Source organism: Nonomuraea sp. NPDC048901, from assembly GCF_040649695.1.
Lineage (GTDB): Bacteria > Actinomycetota > Actinomycetes > Streptosporangiales > Streptosporangiaceae > Nonomuraea.
Map to the genome: position 1 here is coordinate 168,965 of NZ_JBEZFW010000018.1, position 18,819 is coordinate 187,783.

At 69.0% G+C, this 18,819-nt stretch carries 20 protein-coding genes and 1 pseudogene; 12 read left to right on the top strand and 9 right to left on the bottom strand.

The window, feature by feature from the left end; genetic code table 11:
* The first annotated feature begins 10 nt into the window (after nt 1–10).
* From AB0C30_RS45020 to AB0C30_RS45040, 5 genes are all read left to right on the top strand, one after another.
* A complete protein-coding gene (locus AB0C30_RS45020) occupies nt 11–667 on the top strand; it encodes an NAD-dependent epimerase/dehydratase family protein (RefSeq protein WP_357955742.1) in 657 nt (218 codons plus the stop codon).
* A 76-nt stretch (nt 668–743) separates the two neighbouring features.
* A complete protein-coding gene (locus AB0C30_RS45025) occupies nt 744–1,817 on the top strand; it encodes an LLM class flavin-dependent oxidoreductase (protein ID WP_357955873.1) in 1,074 nt (357 codons plus the stop codon).
* Between the two features lie 30 nt (nt 1,818–1,847).
* On the top strand, nt 1,848–2,528 hold the full coding sequence (locus tag AB0C30_RS45030) for an FMN reductase (protein ID WP_357955744.1): 681 nt from the start codon (nt 1,848–1,850) through the stop codon (nt 2,526–2,528).
* 91 nt (nt 2,529–2,619) lie between these two features.
* Nucleotides 2,620–3,405, top strand: a complete 786-nt coding sequence (locus AB0C30_RS45035; RefSeq protein WP_357955746.1) for a chitosanase — start codon at nt 2,620–2,622, stop codon at nt 3,403–3,405.
* 36 nt (nt 3,406–3,441) lie between these two features.
* Nucleotides 3,442–4,518 (top strand): SDR family NAD(P)-dependent oxidoreductase, encoded by a 1,077-nt coding sequence (locus AB0C30_RS45040; RefSeq protein ID WP_357955748.1) that lies wholly within the window; start codon nt 3,442–3,444, stop codon nt 4,516–4,518.
* Between the two features lie 22 nt (nt 4,519–4,540).
* On the opposite strand, the gene AB0C30_RS45045 is transcribed toward AB0C30_RS45040, so the two are convergent.
* The gene (locus tag AB0C30_RS45045) at nt 4,541–6,730 is read right to left on the bottom strand and encodes a glycogen debranching N-terminal domain-containing protein (RefSeq protein WP_357955750.1); all 2,190 of its coding nucleotides are present in this window, start codon (nt 6,728–6,730) and stop codon (nt 4,541–4,543) included.
* Between the two features lie 123 nt (nt 6,731–6,853).
* Between AB0C30_RS45045 and AB0C30_RS45050 the strand changes: the two genes are divergently transcribed.
* The 6 genes from AB0C30_RS45050 to AB0C30_RS45075 all read left to right on the top strand — a co-directional run bounded on the left by AB0C30_RS45050 (nt 6,854) and on the right by AB0C30_RS45075 (nt 12,377).
* Nucleotides 6,854–7,882 (top strand): LacI family DNA-binding transcriptional regulator, encoded by a 1,029-nt coding sequence (locus AB0C30_RS45050; RefSeq protein ID WP_357955754.1) that lies wholly within the window; start codon nt 6,854–6,856, stop codon nt 7,880–7,882.
* An 11-nt stretch (nt 7,883–7,893) separates the two neighbouring features.
* Nucleotides 7,894–9,120 carry an extracellular solute-binding protein gene (locus AB0C30_RS45055; protein ID WP_357955756.1) on the top strand — a complete coding sequence of 409 codons (1,227 nt, stop codon included), beginning with the start codon at nt 7,894–7,896 and terminating at the stop codon, nt 9,118–9,120.
* Complete coding sequence (locus AB0C30_RS45060; protein ID WP_357955875.1) at nt 9,120–10,127, top strand: sugar ABC transporter permease; 1,008 nt, start codon at nt 9,120–9,122, stop codon at nt 10,125–10,127. The genes AB0C30_RS45055 and AB0C30_RS45060 overlap by 1 nt, the downstream gene beginning before the upstream one ends.
* A 44-nt stretch (nt 10,128–10,171) precedes the next feature.
* Nucleotides 10,172–11,002 (top strand): carbohydrate ABC transporter permease, encoded by an 831-nt coding sequence (locus tag AB0C30_RS45065; protein WP_357955758.1) that lies wholly within the window; start codon nt 10,172–10,174, stop codon nt 11,000–11,002.
* A gap of 203 nt (nt 11,003–11,205) precedes the next feature.
* Nucleotides 11,206–11,529 carry a PadR family transcriptional regulator gene (locus AB0C30_RS45070; protein ID WP_357955760.1) on the top strand — a complete coding sequence of 108 codons (324 nt, stop codon included), beginning with the start codon at nt 11,206–11,208 and terminating at the stop codon, nt 11,527–11,529.
* Nucleotides 11,526–12,377, top strand: coding sequence for a hypothetical protein (locus AB0C30_RS45075; RefSeq protein ID WP_357955761.1), 852 nt, complete (start codon nt 11,526–11,528; stop codon nt 12,375–12,377). The genes AB0C30_RS45070 and AB0C30_RS45075 overlap by 4 nt, the downstream gene beginning before the upstream one ends.
* A gap of 6 nt (nt 12,378–12,383) precedes the next feature.
* Here the strand turns inward: AB0C30_RS45075 and AB0C30_RS45080 are convergent, their stop codons facing one another.
* The 3 genes from AB0C30_RS45080 to AB0C30_RS45090 all read right to left on the bottom strand — a co-directional run bounded on the left by AB0C30_RS45080 (nt 12,384) and on the right by AB0C30_RS45090 (nt 14,009).
* Complete coding sequence (locus tag AB0C30_RS45080) at nt 12,384–13,166, bottom strand: thioredoxin family protein (protein WP_357955763.1); 783 nt, start codon at nt 13,164–13,166, stop codon at nt 12,384–12,386.
* A gap of 89 nt (nt 13,167–13,255) precedes the next feature.
* A complete protein-coding gene (locus AB0C30_RS45085) occupies nt 13,256–13,588 on the bottom strand; it encodes a metalloregulator ArsR/SmtB family transcription factor (RefSeq protein WP_357955765.1) in 333 nt (110 codons plus the stop codon).
* Entirely contained in the window at nt 13,575–14,009 is a 435-nt protein-coding gene (locus AB0C30_RS45090) for an SRPBCC domain-containing protein (protein WP_357955767.1), read from the bottom strand. The genes AB0C30_RS45085 and AB0C30_RS45090 overlap by 14 nt, the downstream gene beginning before the upstream one ends.
* 126 nt (nt 14,010–14,135) lie before the next feature.
* Here AB0C30_RS45090 and AB0C30_RS45095 point away from each other — a divergent pair, with 126 nt between their 5' ends.
* On the top strand, nt 14,136–15,590 hold the full coding sequence (locus AB0C30_RS45095) for a carboxylesterase family protein (RefSeq protein ID WP_357955769.1): 1,455 nt from the start codon (nt 14,136–14,138) through the stop codon (nt 15,588–15,590).
* 86 nt (nt 15,591–15,676) lie between these two features.
* Here AB0C30_RS45095 and AB0C30_RS45100 read toward each other — a convergent pair whose 3' ends face one another.
* The 5 genes and pseudogenes from AB0C30_RS45100 to AB0C30_RS45120 all read right to left on the bottom strand — a co-directional run bounded on the left by AB0C30_RS45100 (nt 15,677) and on the right by AB0C30_RS45120 (nt 18,743).
* The gene (locus tag AB0C30_RS45100) at nt 15,677–15,976 is read right to left on the bottom strand and encodes a helix-turn-helix transcriptional regulator (protein WP_357955771.1); all 300 of its coding nucleotides are present in this window, start codon (nt 15,974–15,976) and stop codon (nt 15,677–15,679) included.
* Between the two features lies 1 nt (nt 15,977).
* Nucleotides 15,978–16,184: pseudogene (locus tag AB0C30_RS45105) on the bottom strand (type II toxin-antitoxin system RelE/ParE family toxin); the annotation flags it as partial.
* Between the two features lie 12 nt (nt 16,185–16,196).
* Nucleotides 16,197–16,325, bottom strand: coding sequence for a hypothetical protein (locus AB0C30_RS45110; RefSeq protein WP_357955773.1), 129 nt, complete (start codon nt 16,323–16,325; stop codon nt 16,197–16,199).
* A 127-nt stretch (nt 16,326–16,452) separates the two neighbouring features.
* The gene (locus AB0C30_RS45115; RefSeq protein ID WP_357955775.1) at nt 16,453–17,157 is read right to left on the bottom strand and encodes a hypothetical protein; all 705 of its coding nucleotides are present in this window, start codon (nt 17,155–17,157) and stop codon (nt 16,453–16,455) included.
* Nucleotides 17,158–17,255: 98 nt separating this feature from the next.
* A complete protein-coding gene (locus AB0C30_RS45120) occupies nt 17,256–18,743 on the bottom strand; it encodes a hypothetical protein (protein ID WP_357955777.1) in 1,488 nt (495 codons plus the stop codon).
* Nucleotides 18,744–18,819: the final 76 nt, after the last annotated feature.

Consider the following 18,819-nt stretch of genomic DNA (forward strand, 5'->3'; position numbering starts at 1 on the left):
TTGGGTTGGCATGAAAGTCATCATCTTCGGCGCCACCGGCATGGTCGGGCAGGGCGTACTCCGGGAATGCCTGGCCGACGACCGGGTGACGGCCGTGCTCACGGTCGGCCGCACCCCCACCGGACGTACCCATGACAAGCTGCGCGAGCTCGCGCACCCGGATCTGCTCGACCTCACACCGATCGAGGCCGAGCTGTCCGGCTACGACGCGTGCTTCTTCTGCCTCGGTGTCTCCTCGGCGGGCATGAGCGAGAAGGACTACCGGCGCGTCACGTACGACTTCACGCTGGCGGCCGGCGAGACGCTGGCCAGGCTCAACCCCGGCTCGACGTTCGTCTACGTGTCCGGGGTGGGCACCGACGAGCACGGGCGGGCGATGTGGGCCCGGGTCAAGGGCCAGACCGAGAACGCGCTGCTGGCCCTGCCGTTCGAGGCGTACATGTTCCGGCCCGGCTACATCCAGCCCATGCACGGCGTCACCTCGCGGACGACCTGGTATCGGCTGGCGTACGTGGTGACGGCGCCTTTCTACCCGATACTGCGGCTGCTCTTCCCCGCGGCGGTGACCACGACGGAGCGGATCGGCCAGGCCATGATCACCGTGGCGGACCGCGGCGCGCCCAAGCGGATCCTCGGACCGCTGGAGATCAACGCCCTCCAAGGCTGACCCGCGCGGAATAACCTCGGACCGTTCGCTGCTTGGGTGGTCGTTGAACGTTCAATAGTAAGAGGTGATGAACGATATGCAGTTCGGGATCTTCAGTGTGGGCGACGTGACCACGGACCCCACCACCGGCAGGACGCCGACGGAGCATGAGCGCATCAAGGCGATGGTGGCCATCGCGGTCAAGGCCGAGGAGGTGGGGCTGGACGTGTTCGCGACCGGCGAGCATCACAACCCGCCGTTCGTGCCGTCCTCCCCCACCACCATGCTGGGCTACATCGCGGCCAAGACCGAGCGGCTCACGCTGTCCACGGCCACGACGCTGATCACGACCAACGACCCGGTCAAGATCGCCGAAGACTTCGCGATGCTGCAGCATCTGGCCGACGGCCGGGTCGACCTGATGCTGGGCCGGGGCAACACCGGGCCCGTCTACCCGTGGTTCGGGCAGGACATCCGGCAGGGCATCCCGCTGGCCGTCGAGAACTACGCGCTGCTCCACCGGCTCTGGCGCGAGGACGTCGTCGACTGGGAGGGCCGTTTCCGCACGCCGCTGCAGGGCTTCACCGCCACGCCCCGGCCGCTGAACGGGGTGCCGCCCTTCGTGTGGCACGGCTCGATCCGCAGCCCGGAGATCGCCGAGCAGGCCGCCTACTACGGTGACGGGTTCTTCGCCAACAACATCTTCTGGCCGAAGGAGCACTTCATTCGGCTGATCACCCTCTACCGCCAGCGGTACGCCCATTACGGGCACGGCACGCCCGAGCAGGCCATCGTGGGGCTCGGCGGGCAGGTGTTCATGCGGAAGAACTCGCAGGACGCGGTGCGCGAGTTCCGTCCGTACTTCGACAACGCCCCCGTGTACGGGCACGGCCCGTCGCTGGAGGAGTTCACCGAGGAGACGCCGCTGACGGTGGGCAGCCCGCAGCAGGTCATCGACCGGACGCTGACGTTCCGGGAGTCGTTCGGCGACTACCAGCGGCAGTTGTTCCTGATGGACCACGCGGGGCTGCCGCTGAAGACGGTCCTGGAGCAGCTGGACATCCTCGGGGAGGAGGTCGTGCCGGTGCTGCGCCGGGAGTTCGCGGCGAACCGGCCGGCCGACGTGCCCGACGGTCCCGTCCACACCACCCGCGACCGTCTGACCGCCTGACCGCTGCACATGGAGTTCGGAGGAGTGTTCATGAAGCTCGTCGTCGTCACGGCGGGTCTGACCCAGCCGTCGTCCACCCGCCTGCTCGCCGACCGCCTGACGGAGGCGACCGTGCGGCGGCTCACCGACCGGCCGACCGAGGTGACTGTGCGGGTGATCGAGTTGCGCGATCTCGCCGTCGACATCGCGAACAACTTCGTCACCGGCTTCCCCGGCGCCCGGCTGCGCGCGGCGATCGAGGCGGTGACGGAGGCCGACGGCCTGATCGCGGTCACGCCCGTCTTCAGCGCCTCCTACAGCGGCCTGTTCAAGTCGTTCTTCGACGTCGTGGAGCCCACCGCGCTGGCGGGCAAGCCGACGCTCATCGCGGCGACCGGCGGCACGCCACGGCACTCGCTGGCATTGGAGCACGCGCTGCGGCCGCTGTTCGCGTACCTGAGGGCCATGGTGGCGCCGACCGCCGTCTACGCGGCGTCGGAGGACTGGGGCGGCGGGGGTGACGGCTTCGCGGACGGCCTGGCGGAGCGGATCGACCGCGCCGCGACCGAACTGGCCGACCTGCTGCGCGGCCGTACGCCGGCGCCCGCTGAGGCCGGGCTCGGCGACGCGGCCGGCAGCAGGCCGGGCCGAGAGCCGGGCCGCCAGCCGGAGCCGGAGCCGGAGCTGGATGTCGTGCCGTTCGAGCAGCAACTAGCCGCACTACGCCGATAAGGGGCCCAATTTCACAACAAAAGCCCCGAACGTTGACTCCTGTGAGTATGGTTCGTTAGGAAGCTTTCCTAACGAAGAGCAGGAGATCACGTTGCTCCGAACCACTCTCGTCTCACTGGTCGCCTTAGCCACCACTCTCGCGCTCACGGGCACCAGCCAGGCCGCGGTCGACCTCACCGATCCGCACAAGAAGGACATCGCCATGCAGCTGGTGTCCAGTGCCGAGAACTCCACACTCGACTGGAAGTCCCAGTACGGCTACATCGAGGACATCGACGACGGCCGCGGCTACACGGCCGGGATCATCGGCTTCTGCTCCGGCACCAGCGACATGCTGGCGCTCGTCGAGCTCTACACCAACCGCAAGCCGGGCAACGTCCTGGCCAAATACCTTCCCGCGCTCCGCAAGGTCAACGGCAGCGACTCGCACGCGGGCCTCGACCCGAACTTCACCAAGGACTGGAAGACCGCCGCCAAGGACACCGTCTTCCAGACGGCGCAGAACGACGAGCGCGACCGCGTCTACTTCAACCCGTCGGTCAGCCAGGCCAAGACGGACGGACTGCGGGCGCTGGGCCAGTTCATCTACTACGACGCGATCGTCATGCACGGCCCCGGCACCGACAAGCTCAGCTTCGGCGGCATCAGGAAGACCGCGATGTCCAAGGCCAAGACCCCCGCGCAGGGCGGCAACGAGACGACGTACCTCAACGCGTTCCTGGACGCCCGCAAGGCCGCGATGAAGGCCGAGGAGGCGCACGAGGACACCACCCGCGTCGACACCGAGCAGCGGGTCTTCCTCAAGAACGGCAACCTCGACCTGAACCCGCCGCTGACCTGGAAGGTGTACGGCGACAGCTACACGATCAAGAGCTAATAGACGTACGGCCCGCGCCTCTGCCACGCTCTGATCATGACCCGTGCTGGGACGATCTTATTGACAGGGGCGACGGGCGGCATCGGCTCGGCCATCGCCACGACGCTGCTGGACGCGGGCTACCGGGTCCTGGCCCTGGTCCGCGACCCGGCCCGCCTGAGCGAACTCGCCGCCTCAGGCGGGCTCGCCACATCGGGTGAACTCGCCACATCTGGCGGGGTCGCCACCGTGGACCGACCGGTCGGGCCCGGTGCCATGGACGAGGTCACCGGACCTGGCAGCTCGGGCCGGACCACTGGCCCTGGCGGCGCAGACCGGACCGCTGAGCCTGGCGGCGCGAACCCGACCCCTGGGCCTGGCGGCACAGACCGAACCGCCGGGCATGGCGTGGATGGGATCGCCGGGCCTGATGCCATGGATGGGATCGCCGGGCTGGGCGAGATCACCCCGGTCGCGGCGAATCTCCCGTGGCCGGAGATCATGACTCCGGCCGTACCCACGGTCACGCCCGCCGAAGTCAGCCCCACCACCGTCACGCACCTCGATGTGACGCCCGCCGGTTTCACCCCCGGCAGTGTGATCGCCATCGTGGCGGACCTGGCCCGGCCGGAGACGCTGGCCGCCGCGCTGCCGCCCATCGGGGTGTTAGACGCGTTCGTACACTGCGCGGCCATCGCCGAGGTGACCACGACCGCGGACAGCACGGTGGAGCTGTGGCGCGACACGTTGAATGTCAACGTCGCCTCGGCCGCCGAGCTGCTGCGCCTCCTCCTGCCCGCTCTGCGCAGAAGCCGCGGCCGGGTGATCCTCATCAACGCCGCGCCCGGCCTGAGCCCCCAGGGCTGGCCCGCCTACGCGGCCAGCAAGGCGGCACTGCGCGAGCTGGGCGACGCCGTACGGGACGAGGAACAACCCCATGGCATCCGGGTCACCACGATCTACCCGGGCGCCACGGCAACCGAACTGCTGCGCAAGGTCCGGACCGGCTTCGGCTCGCCGTACGACCCCGACAGGTGCCTCCCCCCGGCCGCGGTCGCCTCCATGGTCCTGACGGCCCTCACCGCCCCACCGCAAGCCCACCTCGCAGAGCTCTCCGTCCTCCCGGCCCCCTGACCTCTCCGGGCCCGCTGACCCCTCACAGCCCCCCGACCGGCAGGCCGGGCTCGGTGACTTCGACCGGCAGGTCGGGGTCGGCCACCTCGACCGACAGGCCAGGTGGGAGGCCCGTCACCTGGACTCCGCCCGACCGGTCGATCGACACGGTGACGTCGGCGCCCGCCACCCGCAGGCCGCGTACCGTGACCGCGCCGAGCGGGGCTCCCGCCAGAGGACGCACCAGGACCTTGCCGCCCGGTACGTCCGGATACAGGCCCACAGCCGTGTGCAGCAGCGTCACGGCGGCGGCGGCCGACCACGCCTGGGGACGGCAGGCGGCCGGGTAGGCCACCGGGCGCCCGACCGTGTCCCGGTCGTCGCCCGCGTGCAGCTCGGGCAGGCGGTAGTCGAAGCCCTCCGCCGCCGTCAGCAGGCCCCGCGCCAGCTCCGCCGCCAGGCGGCCATGACCGGTCCTGGCGAGTCCGGCGATGACGATGGCGGTGTCGTGCGACCAGACGGACCCGCAGTGGTAGGACAGCGGGCTGAACGCGCCGTCGTCCGCCGACATCGTCCGCAGCCCGAAGGCACCGGACATCGCCGGGGTGCCCAGCAGCTCCGCCACCCTCGCCTCCTCCCCCGGCGACAGCAGTCCCGTGCCGAGGAGGTGGCCGATGTTGCTGGTCAGCGAGTCGACCGGCCGCTTGTCGCGGTCAAGGGCCAGCGCCGGAAAACCGCTCTCCCGATCGGTGACCGGTGCGGGGTGGGTGACCCAGAAGCGGGCGCGGAAGCGGTCGGCCATCGTGCCCGCGTAGTCCAGCCACCGCTCAGCCCCCTCCCGCCCGAACGCCGCAAGCAGAGCGGCCCCCTGGTGGGCGGCGGCGCAGGCGTACCCCTGGACCTCAGCCAGCGCGATGGGCGGCTCCGCCTGGCGGCCGTCGCGGAAGCGGACCGCGTCGCCCGAGTCCTTCCACCCCTGGTTGGCCAGGCCGTGGCCGGTGGAGTCGATGTACTCCAGGAAGCCGTCCCCGTCCGGGTCCGCGTGGTCGCCGAGCCAGCCGAGCGCCGCCTCCAGGGCGGGGAGCAGGGGCTCGATCTGGGCGGCGGGCATGCCCCAGCGCCAGGCGTCGTGCAGCAGCCCGATCCAGAGGGGGGTGGCGTCGATGGTGCCGTAGTAGGCGGCGGGCAGTCGCAGGTCGCCGCCGCTGTGCTCGTGACGGCGCAACTCGTGCATGATCTTGCCGGGTGCCTCACCGGTGGCCGGGTCGACGTGGGTGCCCTGTCGTCTGGCCAGTACGCGCAGAGTGCTCGCGGCCAGGTCGGTGCCCAGAGGCAGGAGCATCCTGGCGGCCCAGAGGCTGTCCCGCCCGAACAGCGTCAGGAACCACGGCACCCCCGCCCCCAGGAACGTGTCCTCCGGCTCACAGGTCTCGGCCAGCCGGAGGGAGCGCAGGTCCTCGAGCGAGCGGGCCGCCAGCCGTACGAGGCGGGCGTCGTCGGCCGTCACCTGCGGGACGCTCCACTCCAGCGGCTTGGCCGGCGCGGTCACCACCGCCTCGGGGTCGTCGATCACGACGGCCCACCGCAGCGTGACGCGCTCGCCGGGCGCCAGCGCGACATCCCACCGAAACCGCCCTGCGGTCTCCGGCTCGGCCGCCACATTCTCGCCGGTCACCCGCACGGGGTGCCCCACGAGCTCGGCCGTGGCGTTCTCGGCGGTCGCCCGTACGTGGATGCGGCCGGACCGCCACTCCAGGCATGCGCCATCGGTGGACGAGCCGGGCGTGACGGCGGCCGGAGGGGCGCTGCCGCCGGACTTCACCAGCTCGATCGGGGCGAAGTCGCAGCTCAGGTCGAGGGTTACGGTGGCCGTCACCGGGCGGGTGGCGGTGGAGGTGATCTCGATGAGCTCCGCCATCCGTCCGGGCGCGGCCTCCCGCGTACGGTCGACGCGGACCGTGGGGTCCGCGATCGGGTCGCCCAGCCAGCGGACCAGCGACACGAACCTGGTACGGCCGGCGGCCTGCACGGCGTGCCCCACCGCCTCCGGTTCCCTGCCGTCCACGGCCAGCTTCACCTGCGACAACGCTCGCGCGTCCGCATGGAAGAGGCCCTGCACCCCGGCCGCCCTGATCTGGCCGTCGGTCCCGCTCAGCGCGGTCGTCGGTGCCAGGACGGTGCTGACGAGGTCGTGCAACAGCGGTTGCAGGCGGTGCGTGGCTTGGTCGAGCACGAGCGGCCCCCAAAATCTTGACAGGCGAATCATCCAAGGGAGATAGTGCGTAACACTCCGTTTACTTGAACGATCCAATCCTGCCATACCTCCGTTTGAACGTTCAAACCCTTAGAAAGCGACATGATGCCCGAAAAGGTGACGATCGCCGACGTCGCGCGGCGTGCCAACGTCTCCCGGCAGACCGTCTCGAACGTCCTGAACTCCCCCGACCTCGTCCGCGAGGAGACGCGTGAGCGCGTACGGCAGGCGGTCGAGGAGCTCGGCTACCGGGTGAACCAGGCCGCGCGCCGCATGCGGACCGGCCGGTCACGGCTCCTGGCCGTCCGGATCGAACAGACCCAGGATGGCATGAACGTGTTCGACCGGTTCCTGCACGGGCTGACCGAGTCGGCGGCCAAGGCGGGGTACCGGGTGATCCTCTACTCGGCCGACGACGACCAATCGGAGATCGCCACCTTCGACGACCTGCTCGGGGCGTACGAACCGGATGCGTTCGTCCTGACCGGCACCCATTACGGCGATGTGCGCACCTCGTGGCTGGCCGAGCGGGAGCTGGCATTCGTCACGTTCGGGCGGCCGTGGGGCATGCCGGAGGGCGGCGACCATCCGTGGGTGGACGTGGACGGCGCGGCCGGTACGGCCGCCGCCACCCGGCACCTGCTCGACGCGGGTCACCGGCGGATCGGGTTCATCGGCTGGCCCGAAGGCTCCGGCGTCGGCGACGACCGCAGGAGCGGCTGGGTCCGGACGCTCGAAGCCGCGGGCCTGACGCCGCGCGCGAAAAACGGCGAAGCTCGCACGAATGACGCCGAAGGCGGCGAGGCGGGTGCGCTTGAGCGGCGGACCGATGGGTCGGCGGCCGAGGGTGAGGCCGCGGCGCGGGAGCTGATCGCCGCCGGCGCCACCGCCCTGGTGTGCGTGAGCGACTCCGTCGCCCTGGGCGCCATGCAGGCCGGGCCGGTGCCCGTGATCGGGTTCGACGACACGCCCGTGGCGGCCGCGATCGGCCTGACCAGTTTGAGCCAGCCGCTGTCGGACGCCGCCGTGCGCTGTGTCCGCGTGCTGACCCGGCTGCTCGAAGACGACAGCCCGGACAAGCCGGATCACGTACTGCTTCAACCCTCCCTGGTCATCCGGCGTACAGCGTGAAAGGAAACGCGATGAAACACCTCCCCCTGGCGGCGCTCGCCGTACTGGCGCTGGCCGCGACCGCGTGCGGCAGCGGCTTCGAGGACAAGCCGTCGGCCGCGCCGCAGAGCAGCGGCCCGGCCTCGCTGCGGATTCTCATCGCCTCCTCCGGCGACCCGGAGACGACGGCGGTCAAGCAGGCCGCGGACGCGTGGGCGAAGGCGAGCGGCAACCAGGCCACGGTCACCCCGGCGCAGGACATCCACCAGCAGCTCGGCCAGGCGTTCGCGGGCGGCACCCCGCCCGACGTCTTCTACGTGGACGCCTCGCGGTTCGCCGACTACGCCAGTGTCGGCGCGCTGGAGCCGTACGGTGACAAGATCTCGAACCCGGACGACTTCTACCCGAGCCTGCGCACCACCTTCACCCGCGACGGCAAGTTCTACTGCGCGCCGAAGGACTTCTCCACGCTGGCGCTGATCGTCAACGACGGCCTGTGGAAGAAGGCGGGCCTGGCGGCGGACGACGTACCGACCACGTGGGAGCAGCTCACCGAGGCGGCCGGCAAGCTCAAGGCCAAGGGCATCATCCCGCTGGCGATCGGCGACACCCGCGACCGGATCGGCGCGTTCATGGTGCAGGCGGGCGGCTGGATCACCAACGCCGACGGCAAGCAGGCCACCGGCGACAGCCCCGAGAACCTCAAGGCCCTGGAGTACGTCAAGACCCTGCTCAAGGACAAGCTGGCCCAGTACCCCAAGCAGCTCGGCGCGGAGTGGGCCGGTGAGGCGTTCGGCAAGGGCAAGGCCGCGATGACGATCGAGGGCAACTGGATCAAGGGCGCGCTGAAGGCCGACTACCCCGACATCCAGTACACGGCCCATCCGCTGCCCGCCGGGGCCAAGCAGGGCACGCTGTCGTTCACGAACTGCTGGGGCATCGCGGCCAAGAGCGCCAACAAGACGGCGGCGATCGCCTTCGTCGAGGCGATGACCAAGGCCGACCAGCAGCTCACGTTCGCCAAGGCGTTCGGGGTCATGCCGTCGCGACAGTCGGCCAAGGACGCCTACGTCAAGGAGTTCCCCGCGGACACGGCGTTCGTGGACGGCGCCGCCTACGCCCAGGGCCCGGTGAACGCCGCCAAGATGGACAGCGTCCTGTCCGACTTCGACGCCGGGCTCCAGCAGCTCACCTCGCAGGACCCGAAGGCGCTGCTGGCCAGGCTGCAGAAGAACACGCAGTCCGCGCTGGGCGAGTGATGCGCCGCAGCCGGGCCAGGGACGACGTGACGGGGTGGCTGTTCGTCGCGCCGGTCGTGGTCATCCTCGGGGTGTTCCTGCTGCTGCCGATCCTGATGGCGATGTGGGTCAGCCTCACCTCGTGGAACGGCCAGGGCAGCCCGTTCAAGAGCGGCGTGCCGTTCGTCGGGCTGGAGAACTACGGCCGGCTGTTCACCCGCGACGACCTGGCCCGCGAGAACTTCATGATCAGCGTCCGGAACAACGCCTATTACGTGGCGATCGTCGTACCCCTGCAGACGGCGCTGGCGCTGGGCCTGGCCCTGATCGTGAACAGCCGCCTGCTCAAGGGCAAGTCGTTCTTCAGGAGCGCGTTCTACTTCCCGTCGGTCACCAGCTCGGTGGCGATCAGCGTGGTGTTCCTGTTCATCTTCAGCAACTCCGGGGCGCTCACGCAGTTGCTCGGCTTCTTCGGCATCCAGGGGCCGCAGTGGTTCTCCGACGCCAGAGGGGTCATCCACCTGCTGCTCGGCATGGACACGCCGCCGGCCGCACTCGCCGGGGCGGGGCCGTTCGGCCTGTCGTGGTGGGAGTGGCTGTCCGGGCCGAGCGTGGCGATGTGCGCGATCATCGCGCTGGTCGTGTGGACGACGTCGGGCACGTTCATGCTGATGTTCCTGGCGGCGTTGCAGGACATCCCGGTGACGCTGGAGGAGGCGGCCGTGCTCGACGGGGCGGGGCGGTGGCAGCGCTTCCGGTACGTGACGCTGCCCATGCTCAGGCCGACGATGTTCCTGGTGCTGACGCTCGGGATGATCGGGAGCTGGCAGGTGTTCGACCAGATCTACGTCATGAGCAAGGGCGCTCCGGCCAAGACCACGCTGACTCCGGCGTTCCTGTCGTACCAGACGGCGTTCCGGGACTTCGACTATGGGGCGGGGACGGCGATCTCGTTCGTGCTGTTCCTCATCATCGTGCTGCTGACGCTGTTCCAGCGGCGCGTGATGCGGGAGAGGAGGAGCTCGTGACACACCCGACGCTCTCAACGCGGGACAGGACGGCGGGAGGTGGGGTGCGCAGGCTCGCGAGCACCTTCACCGGCTACGCCATCCTGATCTTCTTCGCGCTGGTGTTCATCTACCCGTTCGTCATCCAGGTCGCGAACTCGTTCAAGACCGAGCCGGACGCGGCCGCCTCACCACTCTCGCCCATCCCGCAGCCGGGGACGCTGGCGGGGTTCGAGCGGGTGTTCAGCGGGACCGACATGCCGCTGTGGCTGGGCAACTCGCTACTGGTGACGCTTGTGCTGACGGCCGGGCGGGTCTTCCTCGACTCGCTGGCCGGGTACGCGCTGTCCAGGCTGCGCTTCCGCGGGCGGTCGGCGCTGTTCGGGGCGGTCATCGCGGTGATGGCCGTGCCGGGCGTAGTCCTCTTTATCCCGAAATTTCTGGTCCTCAATCAGTTGGGGATGTATGACAGCTATCTGGCGTTGATCCTGCCGATCCTCGTGGACGCGGCGGGGGTGTTCATCATGAAGCAGTTCTTCGACTCGATCCCGGCGGGGGTGGAGGAGGCGGCCCGGATCGACGGGGCGGGCGCGTTCCGTACCTTCTGGTCGGTAGTGCTGCCGATGGCGCGGCCGGCGCTGATCACGCTGACGATCATCTCGTTCCAGAGCGCGTGGAACGAGTTCCCGCACACGCTGGTGGCCGTCCAGAGCCCGGCGCTGTTCACGCTGCCCCGGGGGCTGGCCGACCTGGTCAGCGGGTCGCTGGGGGGTGGCACGCAGTATCCGCTCAAGCTGGGGGCGGCGCTGCTCGCGACGATCCCGGTGGCGGTGATCTTCGTGATATTCCAGCGCAGGTTCGTCCGCGGCGCCAACGAGGGCAGCGACAAGGGGTGATCAAATTTTCTTGTACGGCACAGCCGCCCCCACCGCCACCCGCCGCACGGGGCTCAGGACCTCCAGGAATACGGCCGCCGAACCCGCACGGAGCCGGGCGCCGTTACGCGCGCACGGGCACCGTCTGGGTGGGTTGTCCGCACCCCTTCACATACTTCGCCGCCCGATATATCGTCGCCCGTATGGTTAAAAGATCGCCAGTGATGAGCGAGCCCACGTACTTCGTACTGACCGCGTTACTCGATGGGCCTTCGCACGGCTACGGGATCATCAAGCGCGCCGAGGAGCAGTCCGATGGGCGGGTGCGGCTCGCCGTCGGCACCCTTTACGGCGCGCTGGACCGGTTGGCGGGCGACGGGCTGATCGCCGTGGACCGTGAGGAGACCGTCCAGGGCCGCCCCCGCCGCTACTACCGCCTGACCGAGGACGGACGTGCGGCTGTCATCAAGGAGGCGGCGCGGATGGAGCAGGCCGCCCGGGTCGTCACGGGACGGATCGCCCCGGCGTTGGGGACGGCACGGGCATGAGCGAGGCGTTCACCGAAAGCTGGTACCGGCTGTTCCTGCGGGCCTTCCCGTCCGGCCACCGTGCCGAATACGGCGCCGAGATCCTCGGCACGTTGATGAACGACTCGCCGCGCCGTGCCCCCTCGCCGCGGGAGACGGCCGCCCTTGTCACGGCGGGCTTCGCCGCCCGGGCCCGCAAGGCCGCCGAGGGGCCCGCGCCATGGTGGGCCGACGGCGTGCATCTCGGCCTCCTGACGCTGGCCCTGGCGAATCTGTCGTACAACATCGCCGACCACGCCTCCCCCTGGTGGCTGGCCACTTCGGCGGCGCTGGTGGTCGCGCTGCTGCGCGGCTGGGCGCTGGCGGCACTGCCTTTGGCCTTGGTCAGCACGCTCTCGACCGGCCGGGCCATGCTGCTGGGGACCGAGGCGACGGGATGGGCGCCGTTCTTGGGCCCGGCGTACCACAACTGGGTTTCTCTGGCGCCCTACGGCCTGCTGGCGGCCGGGGCCGTGGTCCTCGCGGCCGGTCGATCGCGGGACCTGCGCACGCGGCCGTGGTGGTGGCTGGCGATCCCGGCGGCTGCCATCGTCCTCACTTACGCGCCCAATTTCGTCGAGTACGGCGAGACCTGGCAGCTGGTCAGGGCGGGTACGGAAGGCGGCCTGCTCTTGACAGGGGTGTGGGCCACCACCGTCGGGCGTAGCCCGCGCTGGGCGTTGGCGGCGTCGATCTACATCCTGCCGGGCTTGGCGTCCGCGCTCACCAACCCACCGGCGAGCCTGCGGTACACGGCCTATTGGTCGGCCCTTGCGGCGCTCCTGCTGATCATGGCCGCGACGGGCTGGAGGCGCGCGGCCAAAGACTGAGAGTGATCACTGGCTGTCGTACTCGTCGTGGCGGCGCCACCAGAAGCCGGTCTCGTTACGGCCGAGTGGCGCGCGGTCGAGCCACTGGAACATGCCCCAGAGCCCGTCCACCCCACGCTCGTACGTCGAGTAGGTGTGATAAACGACGCCATCCTCATCCTCGTCAACCTCGAGCGCGAACGCGCTCATGCCGGGCCCTTGCTGCCGGTACGTCGGCCAGTCCGTGCCCACGCTCGACGCGAACTCGACGAGGACGGGATTCTCCTCACCCGACTCCGGCGGCCGGACGTCCATCGAGCGGAAGTTGTACTCGACGACTCCCGACTGCCACTCCTCCCTGGTGTGCGTCACCCGGAAGTCGTAGTTGAAGTCGCTTCCGAACGATGAGGCCCAGGGGAAGCTCCAGCCCATCCGCCGCTTGTACGCCTGCAGTTTGGCGAGCGGAGCCTGCGACACCGCGCAGAGCGTGACGTCGTGGTTGGCGAGGTGGACGACGGAGCCGTTGAAGCCGTCCGCGATCGCCGAGCAGGACGGACATCCCGCCTGGTAGTCAGGCCCGAACATGAAGTGGTAGATGAGCAGTTGCGAGCGTCCCTCGAAGAGGTCGGCGAGGGACGCGGTGCCCTCGTCGGTCTCGAATCGGTATTCCTTGTCGATGCGGACCCAGGGCAGCTCCTGCCGCTGCCGCGCCACTCGGTCGCCCTGCCGCGTCAGGGCCTTCTCGGCCTCGAGCAGCTCCAGCCGGGCCGCGAGCCACTCTTCACGCGTTCCGGTCTTGTGATCGATCATTGTCTTCTCCTTGTCGTTACCACGCGATCAAGTCACGGGCACCGGCGCCCGCGACACGATCCGATGGTCGTCACGACTCCCCCTGCCCCTCACGTACCCAGATGCCGCTTGAGGGCGTCGAGACTGGAGTCCCAGTCACGGGCCAGCGCGGCGAGAAACTGCTGCGCGACCTGGATGGGGGCCGACTGGAGCCGGTAGCGGACGCGACGCCGCTCGCCGGGCTCGGCGATGACCAGCCCGGCCTCGGCGAGCAAGCCGAGGTGCTTGGCGATCGCCTGCCGGGTGATCGGCAGGCCGGCCGCCAGGTCCGTCGCCGTGGCCGGCCCGCGGGACGCGAGCGCGGCCAGGATGCTCCGCCGACTGGGATCGGCCAGCGCGGCGAAGACCTCTTCCGCGACGGCCTCCGGCTCACGCTCGGGCATCGAGGTATTCGACGAGCTCGTCCAGCTCGCTCTGCCATCCCTTGACGTTGCCGCCGTACGCGCCGGAGTAGAGGTCGTCGGGCAGTTGCGCGAAGCCTGATTCGACCACGGTGAGCCGGGTCCCTCCGGCCTCCGGCTCAAGGGTGAACTCGACGTAGGTACGGCGCGGATCGTCGGCCGGCAGGCCGTTGATGCCCCAGGTGTAGCCGAACACGTGCGGCGGCTCGAGGCGCTCGATGCGCAGGTAGGCGTTATGCCCGCCCTCGAAGGTCAGTTGGGCGAGGCCGCCGACACGCAGGTCGACGGTCGCCTTGTGACCGAACCACGTGCCCAATCCCTCAGCCGTCGTGATCGCTTCCCATACCTTCGCGGGCGGGTGGGCGACGCTGATGCTGCGCTCGATGCGATCGGGAAAACCCATGACACACCTCCATCTGTTGCAACCATTCGGTTGCCACAACACTATGGCAACCATTCGGTTGCGTCAACCGGCCGATGGGGTGGGCCGACCTCCGGCGGTCCTTCGTGGGCTGCTATGAAGGTCGCCGTGACCCTTGTTGAGACTCGTGCTGGTACGGTCCGTGGCGTCGATCTCGGTGATGTGCTCGTCTGGCAGGGAATCCCCTATGCCGCTCCCCCTGTGGGCGAGCTCCGATTGCGCCCGCCGCAGCCGCCGGCGCCCTGGCAGGGGGTGCGGGAAGCCACCGCGCCGGGGAACGCGGCCATGCAGTCCGTCCTGCCCGGCCTACCGGCCCCGGCCATGGACGAGGACTGCCTGTACGCGAACGTGGCGGCGCCTCCCCCGGACGGCCGGTTGAGGCCGGTGCTGGTGTGGATACACGGAGGTGGCTATCTCACTGGCAGCGGCACCGACATGTACGGCGACGGGGCGCTCTTCGCCCGCACCCATGATCTGGTCGTGGTCAGCTTCAACTACCGGCTGGGCAGCCTGGGCTTCCTCGACATCGGCGACTCCTCAGGCGTCTCAGGACTGCTTGACCAAATTCAGGCATTGCGCTGGGTGCGGGAGAACATCGCGGCATTCGGCGGAGATCCGAAGCGGGTCACCCTGTACGGTCTGTCCGCCGGTGCCAAGAGCGTGGCCAACCTGCTGGCCACCCCGCTCACCCGAGGGCTGATCCACCGGGCCGCGTCCAGCAGCGGCGGCGGTGACCACGTCGCCACCCCGGCGCAGGCCAAGGCCGTGACCGTACGGTTCCTTCGGGAGCTCGGCGTGAGCGGCGACCGGGTGCGCGAAGTGCCCGCCGCCGAGATGCTCGCGGCACAGGACGCCATCGCCACCGGCGCGAAGGCCCTCTGGATCTGGCGGCCCGTCATCGACGGGACCGTGCTGTCCGGCAGGCCCATCGACGCCATCGCCGCGGGTGCCGCCGCCGGCATCCCGCTGCTCGCCCAGACCTGCGGAAACGAGGGCGGCACCTTCCAAATGCTGGACGCCAGTACGGCCGCACAGGCGCCGAGGGTGCTGGCCGAACTGTTCGGCACGGCCGAGGCGGACACGATACTGGCCGCGTACCGCGAGAGCCGACCCGAACTCGACGACACCGCGCTCGGCCTGGCCGTCCTCAGTGACGAGCGGTACGGCATACCCACAACCCGGCTGGCCGAAGCGCAGGCGCGACACGCCCCGGTGTGGCGATCCCGCTACGACGGCCCCTTTCCCGGGGTACCCGCCACGACTCCCCTGGGCAGGCTGCTACGGGGTGGGCACAGCGCGGACGGGCCGATGATCTGGCAGTCGACCCCACTCACCGAGCCCGCCGACCAGACACTGTCGGCAGAACTGCACGACACCTGGGGGCACTTCGCCCGGGGTGACGCGCCCAGTTGGGCACCCTACGACACCGAACACCGCCAGACCATGATCTTCGACGCCGGCCAGAGCCGAGTCGAACCCGATCCCCGACCGCTCGAGCGCCGCGCCTGGAACGGCCGCACCTGGCCTTCAGGCACCTGGTGGCGCCTCGACGGCCTCACCTGAGACGGCCTTCACCTGAACAGCCCGGCCAGGCGGCGGCAGAGCAGACCCGATCAGGTCAGTAGCGGCGTGGCGTACCTCAAGAAGGCTCAGCTGGCTTCGCGAAGGGGTTGGAACTGGACGGTGAGACGTAGGCCGAGGGCTTCGGCGAAGCGTTCCAGCATGGGGATTGTCGGCATGGTGCCGCCGGCTTCGAACCGGGCCACCGCCGGCTGCTGAAGACCTGCGCGCTCGGCCAGCTCCAACTGGGTCAAGCCAAGCTCTTCGCGGCGCAGCCGTACGGCCTCACCCAGCTCGAAGCGGATCCGAGCGGCTTCGTAAGCGGCTCCGGCTCCCGGACGGCTCATGATTTCGGCGCGCTTGTCGGTCCATGCCTTGCGCTCGCTCATGTCACTCATCCTCATCCGCCGTGTGAGCCTCGGCGATGCACCGGTTCATAGCTCGCACAGCTCGTTTGACCTCGGCCGTCTCGCGCATCCGCTGCTTGCAGAACACCGTCAGCAGAATGATCCGTCTGCCTGATGCGATCCAGTATGTAACGCGCACAGCCTCTTGAGAGAGATAGAACCGAAGCTCCCTGAGCTTGCCATGCAGTTGCCTGGTGTACGGCTAGTCGAGCAGCACTCCACGCCACGCCAGCAAATCGACATAGAAGACCACCGTTTCCTGATCCTCCTGGCTGAGCGAGTCGAACCACTTGTCGATCTCAGGCTCCAACTCCACCTCTCCCCAATTCATAACACGGACGTTATAGCGCAGGCAAGCGCGGTGTCCCTGAAATGAGAAATAAGCCCAGGTCACCGGCTACGCTCGCCTATTTTGGCGGAGCGACCTCATCCGACCCAGCGCCAATGGACGACGCCTGTCAGCGGCCGTACTCGGTGGACCAGTTGCTCGGGACTCCATGGGCCCGCAGGCGCGCGGGCGCGTGCCGGACCAGCCAGGCGGACAGTGTGGCGCGCTTGTTCTCCCCGTCGTCCCAGGCATCCCAAGGGAGCCGGTCGGCCAGCAAGTCGGACTCCCAGTGGGCCACCGCTTCAGCCAGGCGCTGGTCGGCGACGGGGTGGGCCACCGCCTCCCAAGCGGCCAGCCACGGATCGAGCGTGCCAGACGCCTCGGTGCACAGCACGAGCACCTCATGCGCGGGCACGGCGATCTCGGATGTGGTGAGGCTGTACGTCCACCACGCGTGCAGGAATGCCCAGATCTCCGATACCTGCTCCGCGGGCCAATCCCGCCACTGACCACGAACGAATGAGCGACCAATCTCCTCCATGCCGGACAAATTCTCCACGTAACCGTCGACGAGGTCGGACGCCAGCTGGGGCAGGATGCGGCGCAGCACCGATCCGTGGTCATCCCAGTCGGTGGCCCTCAAGGTGCGCCCCAGAAGGTCGAGGCTCAGCCACACGTCCGGCATCTTCAGACGAGCGAGGTCTTCCGCGCTGCCCCAATGGCACTCGCAGTTGCGCTCGTCGGGGCGGGCGGTCATGCCACGGAAGGTGGTGGCCACGCCCTTCAGCGCTGCGTCGAGACGAAGACCGGTGAGCGTCTGGGAGAGGTGCTTCATGGGCGTACGCCTTTGAGGGCTCCGGAAGCATGAGCCAGCCGAAGATCCCTACCTTACTCTCCCGGCAAGAGCCGCTCTCGGACGGCCCTTCGTCGGATTCAGAGGAGGAACGGATCCGCCCGCCAGGCGTAGTCGTCGGGTAGGTGGAAGTCGGTCAAGGGGATCACTCGGCTGGTGGGCGACGTGCCGCGCGAGGTGACCGGTCTCAGCCGTTTCTGGCACAGCGCCGTCGAGGGTTGCCTGAGAACGAGGCTGGTGTAGCCCTCTTTCCGCAGTTCGAAGCAGAGCGCCTTGATCAGCCGAGCGGACAGCTCCGCATGGCGGGGTTCGACCAGGTGGATATAGCGGAGTTCGCAGGCGTCAGGGGTCGGATGCCCCAGAACGGCGCCGATGACACCGAACAGCTCGCGCCGATGGTCCTGATCGAGGACCAGCAGGAGGCGCTGCTTGCCGGTGCCGGTGTTCTGGAAGATTTGATGGCGTAGTTCAGCCACGCTGCGCAAGCCGGTCAGCTCGGTCACCAACGGTTCGTCGTAGGGCTCGTAGTCGCGGACGCGGTCTGCCCAGCGCAGGTGGAGATCCAGGTACTCCTCGTGCGCGCAGGGCATCATCCACCCGTGCTTACGCGTGCAGCCGGGGTCCCAGTGGTAGGCGTAGTGGATAAGAGAGGCGGCCAGGTCGGGGTGGGCACTGGCCCAGATGTCGTCGAAGATGTACCAGGGCCGATGGCCGTTGAAGTCCGTGTGAAGGGCCATCTGCGCCAGGTGCTCGCCGACCTGGATGAGTGTCCGCTCGGGCAGACGACCGTTGTCGGGGGTGAAGCTGCGCAGGTGTTCCAGCGCCGTCTGGTGCGCCTGGTCGTGCGGCTCAGGGAAATCTCTGGCTTCGCCGGCGAAACGGTTGAGACGTTCGAGGGCAGGTGCGATGCCGTCTTCGTCCGGGGCTACCAATGCTCTGAGATCGAGGAGGTGGCCGGGCCAGGTGTCCAGATTCTGGATGGGCCGGCGCAGTGCGGCGCCGAGTTGAGGCAGTCGCACACCGGGAAAGGCGTAAGTCCGATCCCAGCCAAGGGTGTCGTGCCTGGCATTTAGAGCAGTGAACAGCAAGTAGGTGGTGCCAACATCGCCGGCTGTTGAGGTGGCGAGCTCCGCGCAGGGGAAGGGCGCGACGAACGGCGTCGGGCCGGGAGCAACGGCGTCGGGCAGCGGCCAAGAGGGGTGGACGGGGTAGGCCCAGCGGTCCGGCTGCTCAGCGACACGGGCGTCGTCGACGAAGTAGAACGCTTCTTCCAGATTCGTGCCCATACTGCTGATGCGGATGCTGTGGGCATCGATGTGCAGCTCATTGTCGGCCCACAGCTGCATCCGAATCCGGCGGCGTAGTTCGACCATGTCCTCAGGAGGAGTGTCGCCGCATTCCCTCAGCCGTTCCAACTCGTAGGGTGCGTCGTTCAGGTCGGAGTGCGCCCGATCGAGGCCGTCCGGCTCCCACAAGCGGCGAAACCACTCAAGGACGGTGAGGCCGGGCACGTGCCGGACTCTCTTGCACAGCGGCCCAGCTTCCCAGTCGCGATGGATGAAGTACATCAGATGTGGACCCCTGAGGTGATGACGCCGTGGCTGGCCATGTCACTACCGTCGCGCACACGAGTACGGAGCAGGA

Coding starts and splice junctions, on each gene's coding strand:
- AB0C30_RS45120 (WP_357955777.1), bottom strand. CDS start 18,743: ATGTACTTCATCCATCGCGACTGGGAAGCTGGGCCGCTGTGCAAGAGA.
- AB0C30_RS45020 (WP_357955742.1), top strand. CDS start 11: ATGAAAGTCATCATCTTCGGCGCCACCGGCATGGTCGGGCAGGGCGTA.
- AB0C30_RS45040 (WP_357955748.1), top strand. CDS start 3,442: ATGACCCGTGCTGGGACGATCTTATTGACAGGGGCGACGGGCGGCATC.
- AB0C30_RS45090 (WP_357955767.1), bottom strand. CDS start 14,009: ATGGGTTTTCCCGATCGCATCGAGCGCAGCATCAGCGTCGCCCACCCG.
- AB0C30_RS45085 (WP_357955765.1), bottom strand. CDS start 13,588: ATGCCCGAGCGTGAGCCGGAGGCCGTCGCGGAAGAGGTCTTCGCCGCG.
- AB0C30_RS45050 (WP_357955754.1), top strand. CDS start 6,854: ATGATGCCCGAAAAGGTGACGATCGCCGACGTCGCGCGGCGTGCCAAC.
- AB0C30_RS45075 (WP_357955761.1), top strand. CDS start 11,526: ATGAGCGAGGCGTTCACCGAAAGCTGGTACCGGCTGTTCCTGCGGGCC.
- AB0C30_RS45070 (WP_357955760.1), top strand. CDS start 11,206: ATGAGCGAGCCCACGTACTTCGTACTGACCGCGTTACTCGATGGGCCT.
- AB0C30_RS45060 (WP_357955875.1), top strand. CDS start 9,120: ATGCGCCGCAGCCGGGCCAGGGACGACGTGACGGGGTGGCTGTTCGTC.
- AB0C30_RS45025 (WP_357955873.1), top strand. CDS start 744: ATGCAGTTCGGGATCTTCAGTGTGGGCGACGTGACCACGGACCCCACC.
- AB0C30_RS45110 (WP_357955773.1), bottom strand. CDS start 16,325: ATGAATTGGGGAGAGGTGGAGTTGGAGCCTGAGATCGACAAGTGGTTC.
- AB0C30_RS45080 (WP_357955763.1), bottom strand. CDS start 13,166: ATGATCGATCACAAGACCGGAACGCGTGAAGAGTGGCTCGCGGCCCGG.
- AB0C30_RS45100 (WP_357955771.1), bottom strand. CDS start 15,976: ATGAGCGAGCGCAAGGCATGGACCGACAAGCGCGCCGAAATCATGAGC.
- AB0C30_RS45055 (WP_357955756.1), top strand. CDS start 7,894: ATGAAACACCTCCCCCTGGCGGCGCTCGCCGTACTGGCGCTGGCCGCG.
- AB0C30_RS45115 (WP_357955775.1), bottom strand. CDS start 17,157: ATGAAGCACCTCTCCCAGACGCTCACCGGTCTTCGTCTCGACGCAGCG.
- AB0C30_RS45030 (WP_357955744.1), top strand. CDS start 1,848: ATGAAGCTCGTCGTCGTCACGGCGGGTCTGACCCAGCCGTCGTCCACC.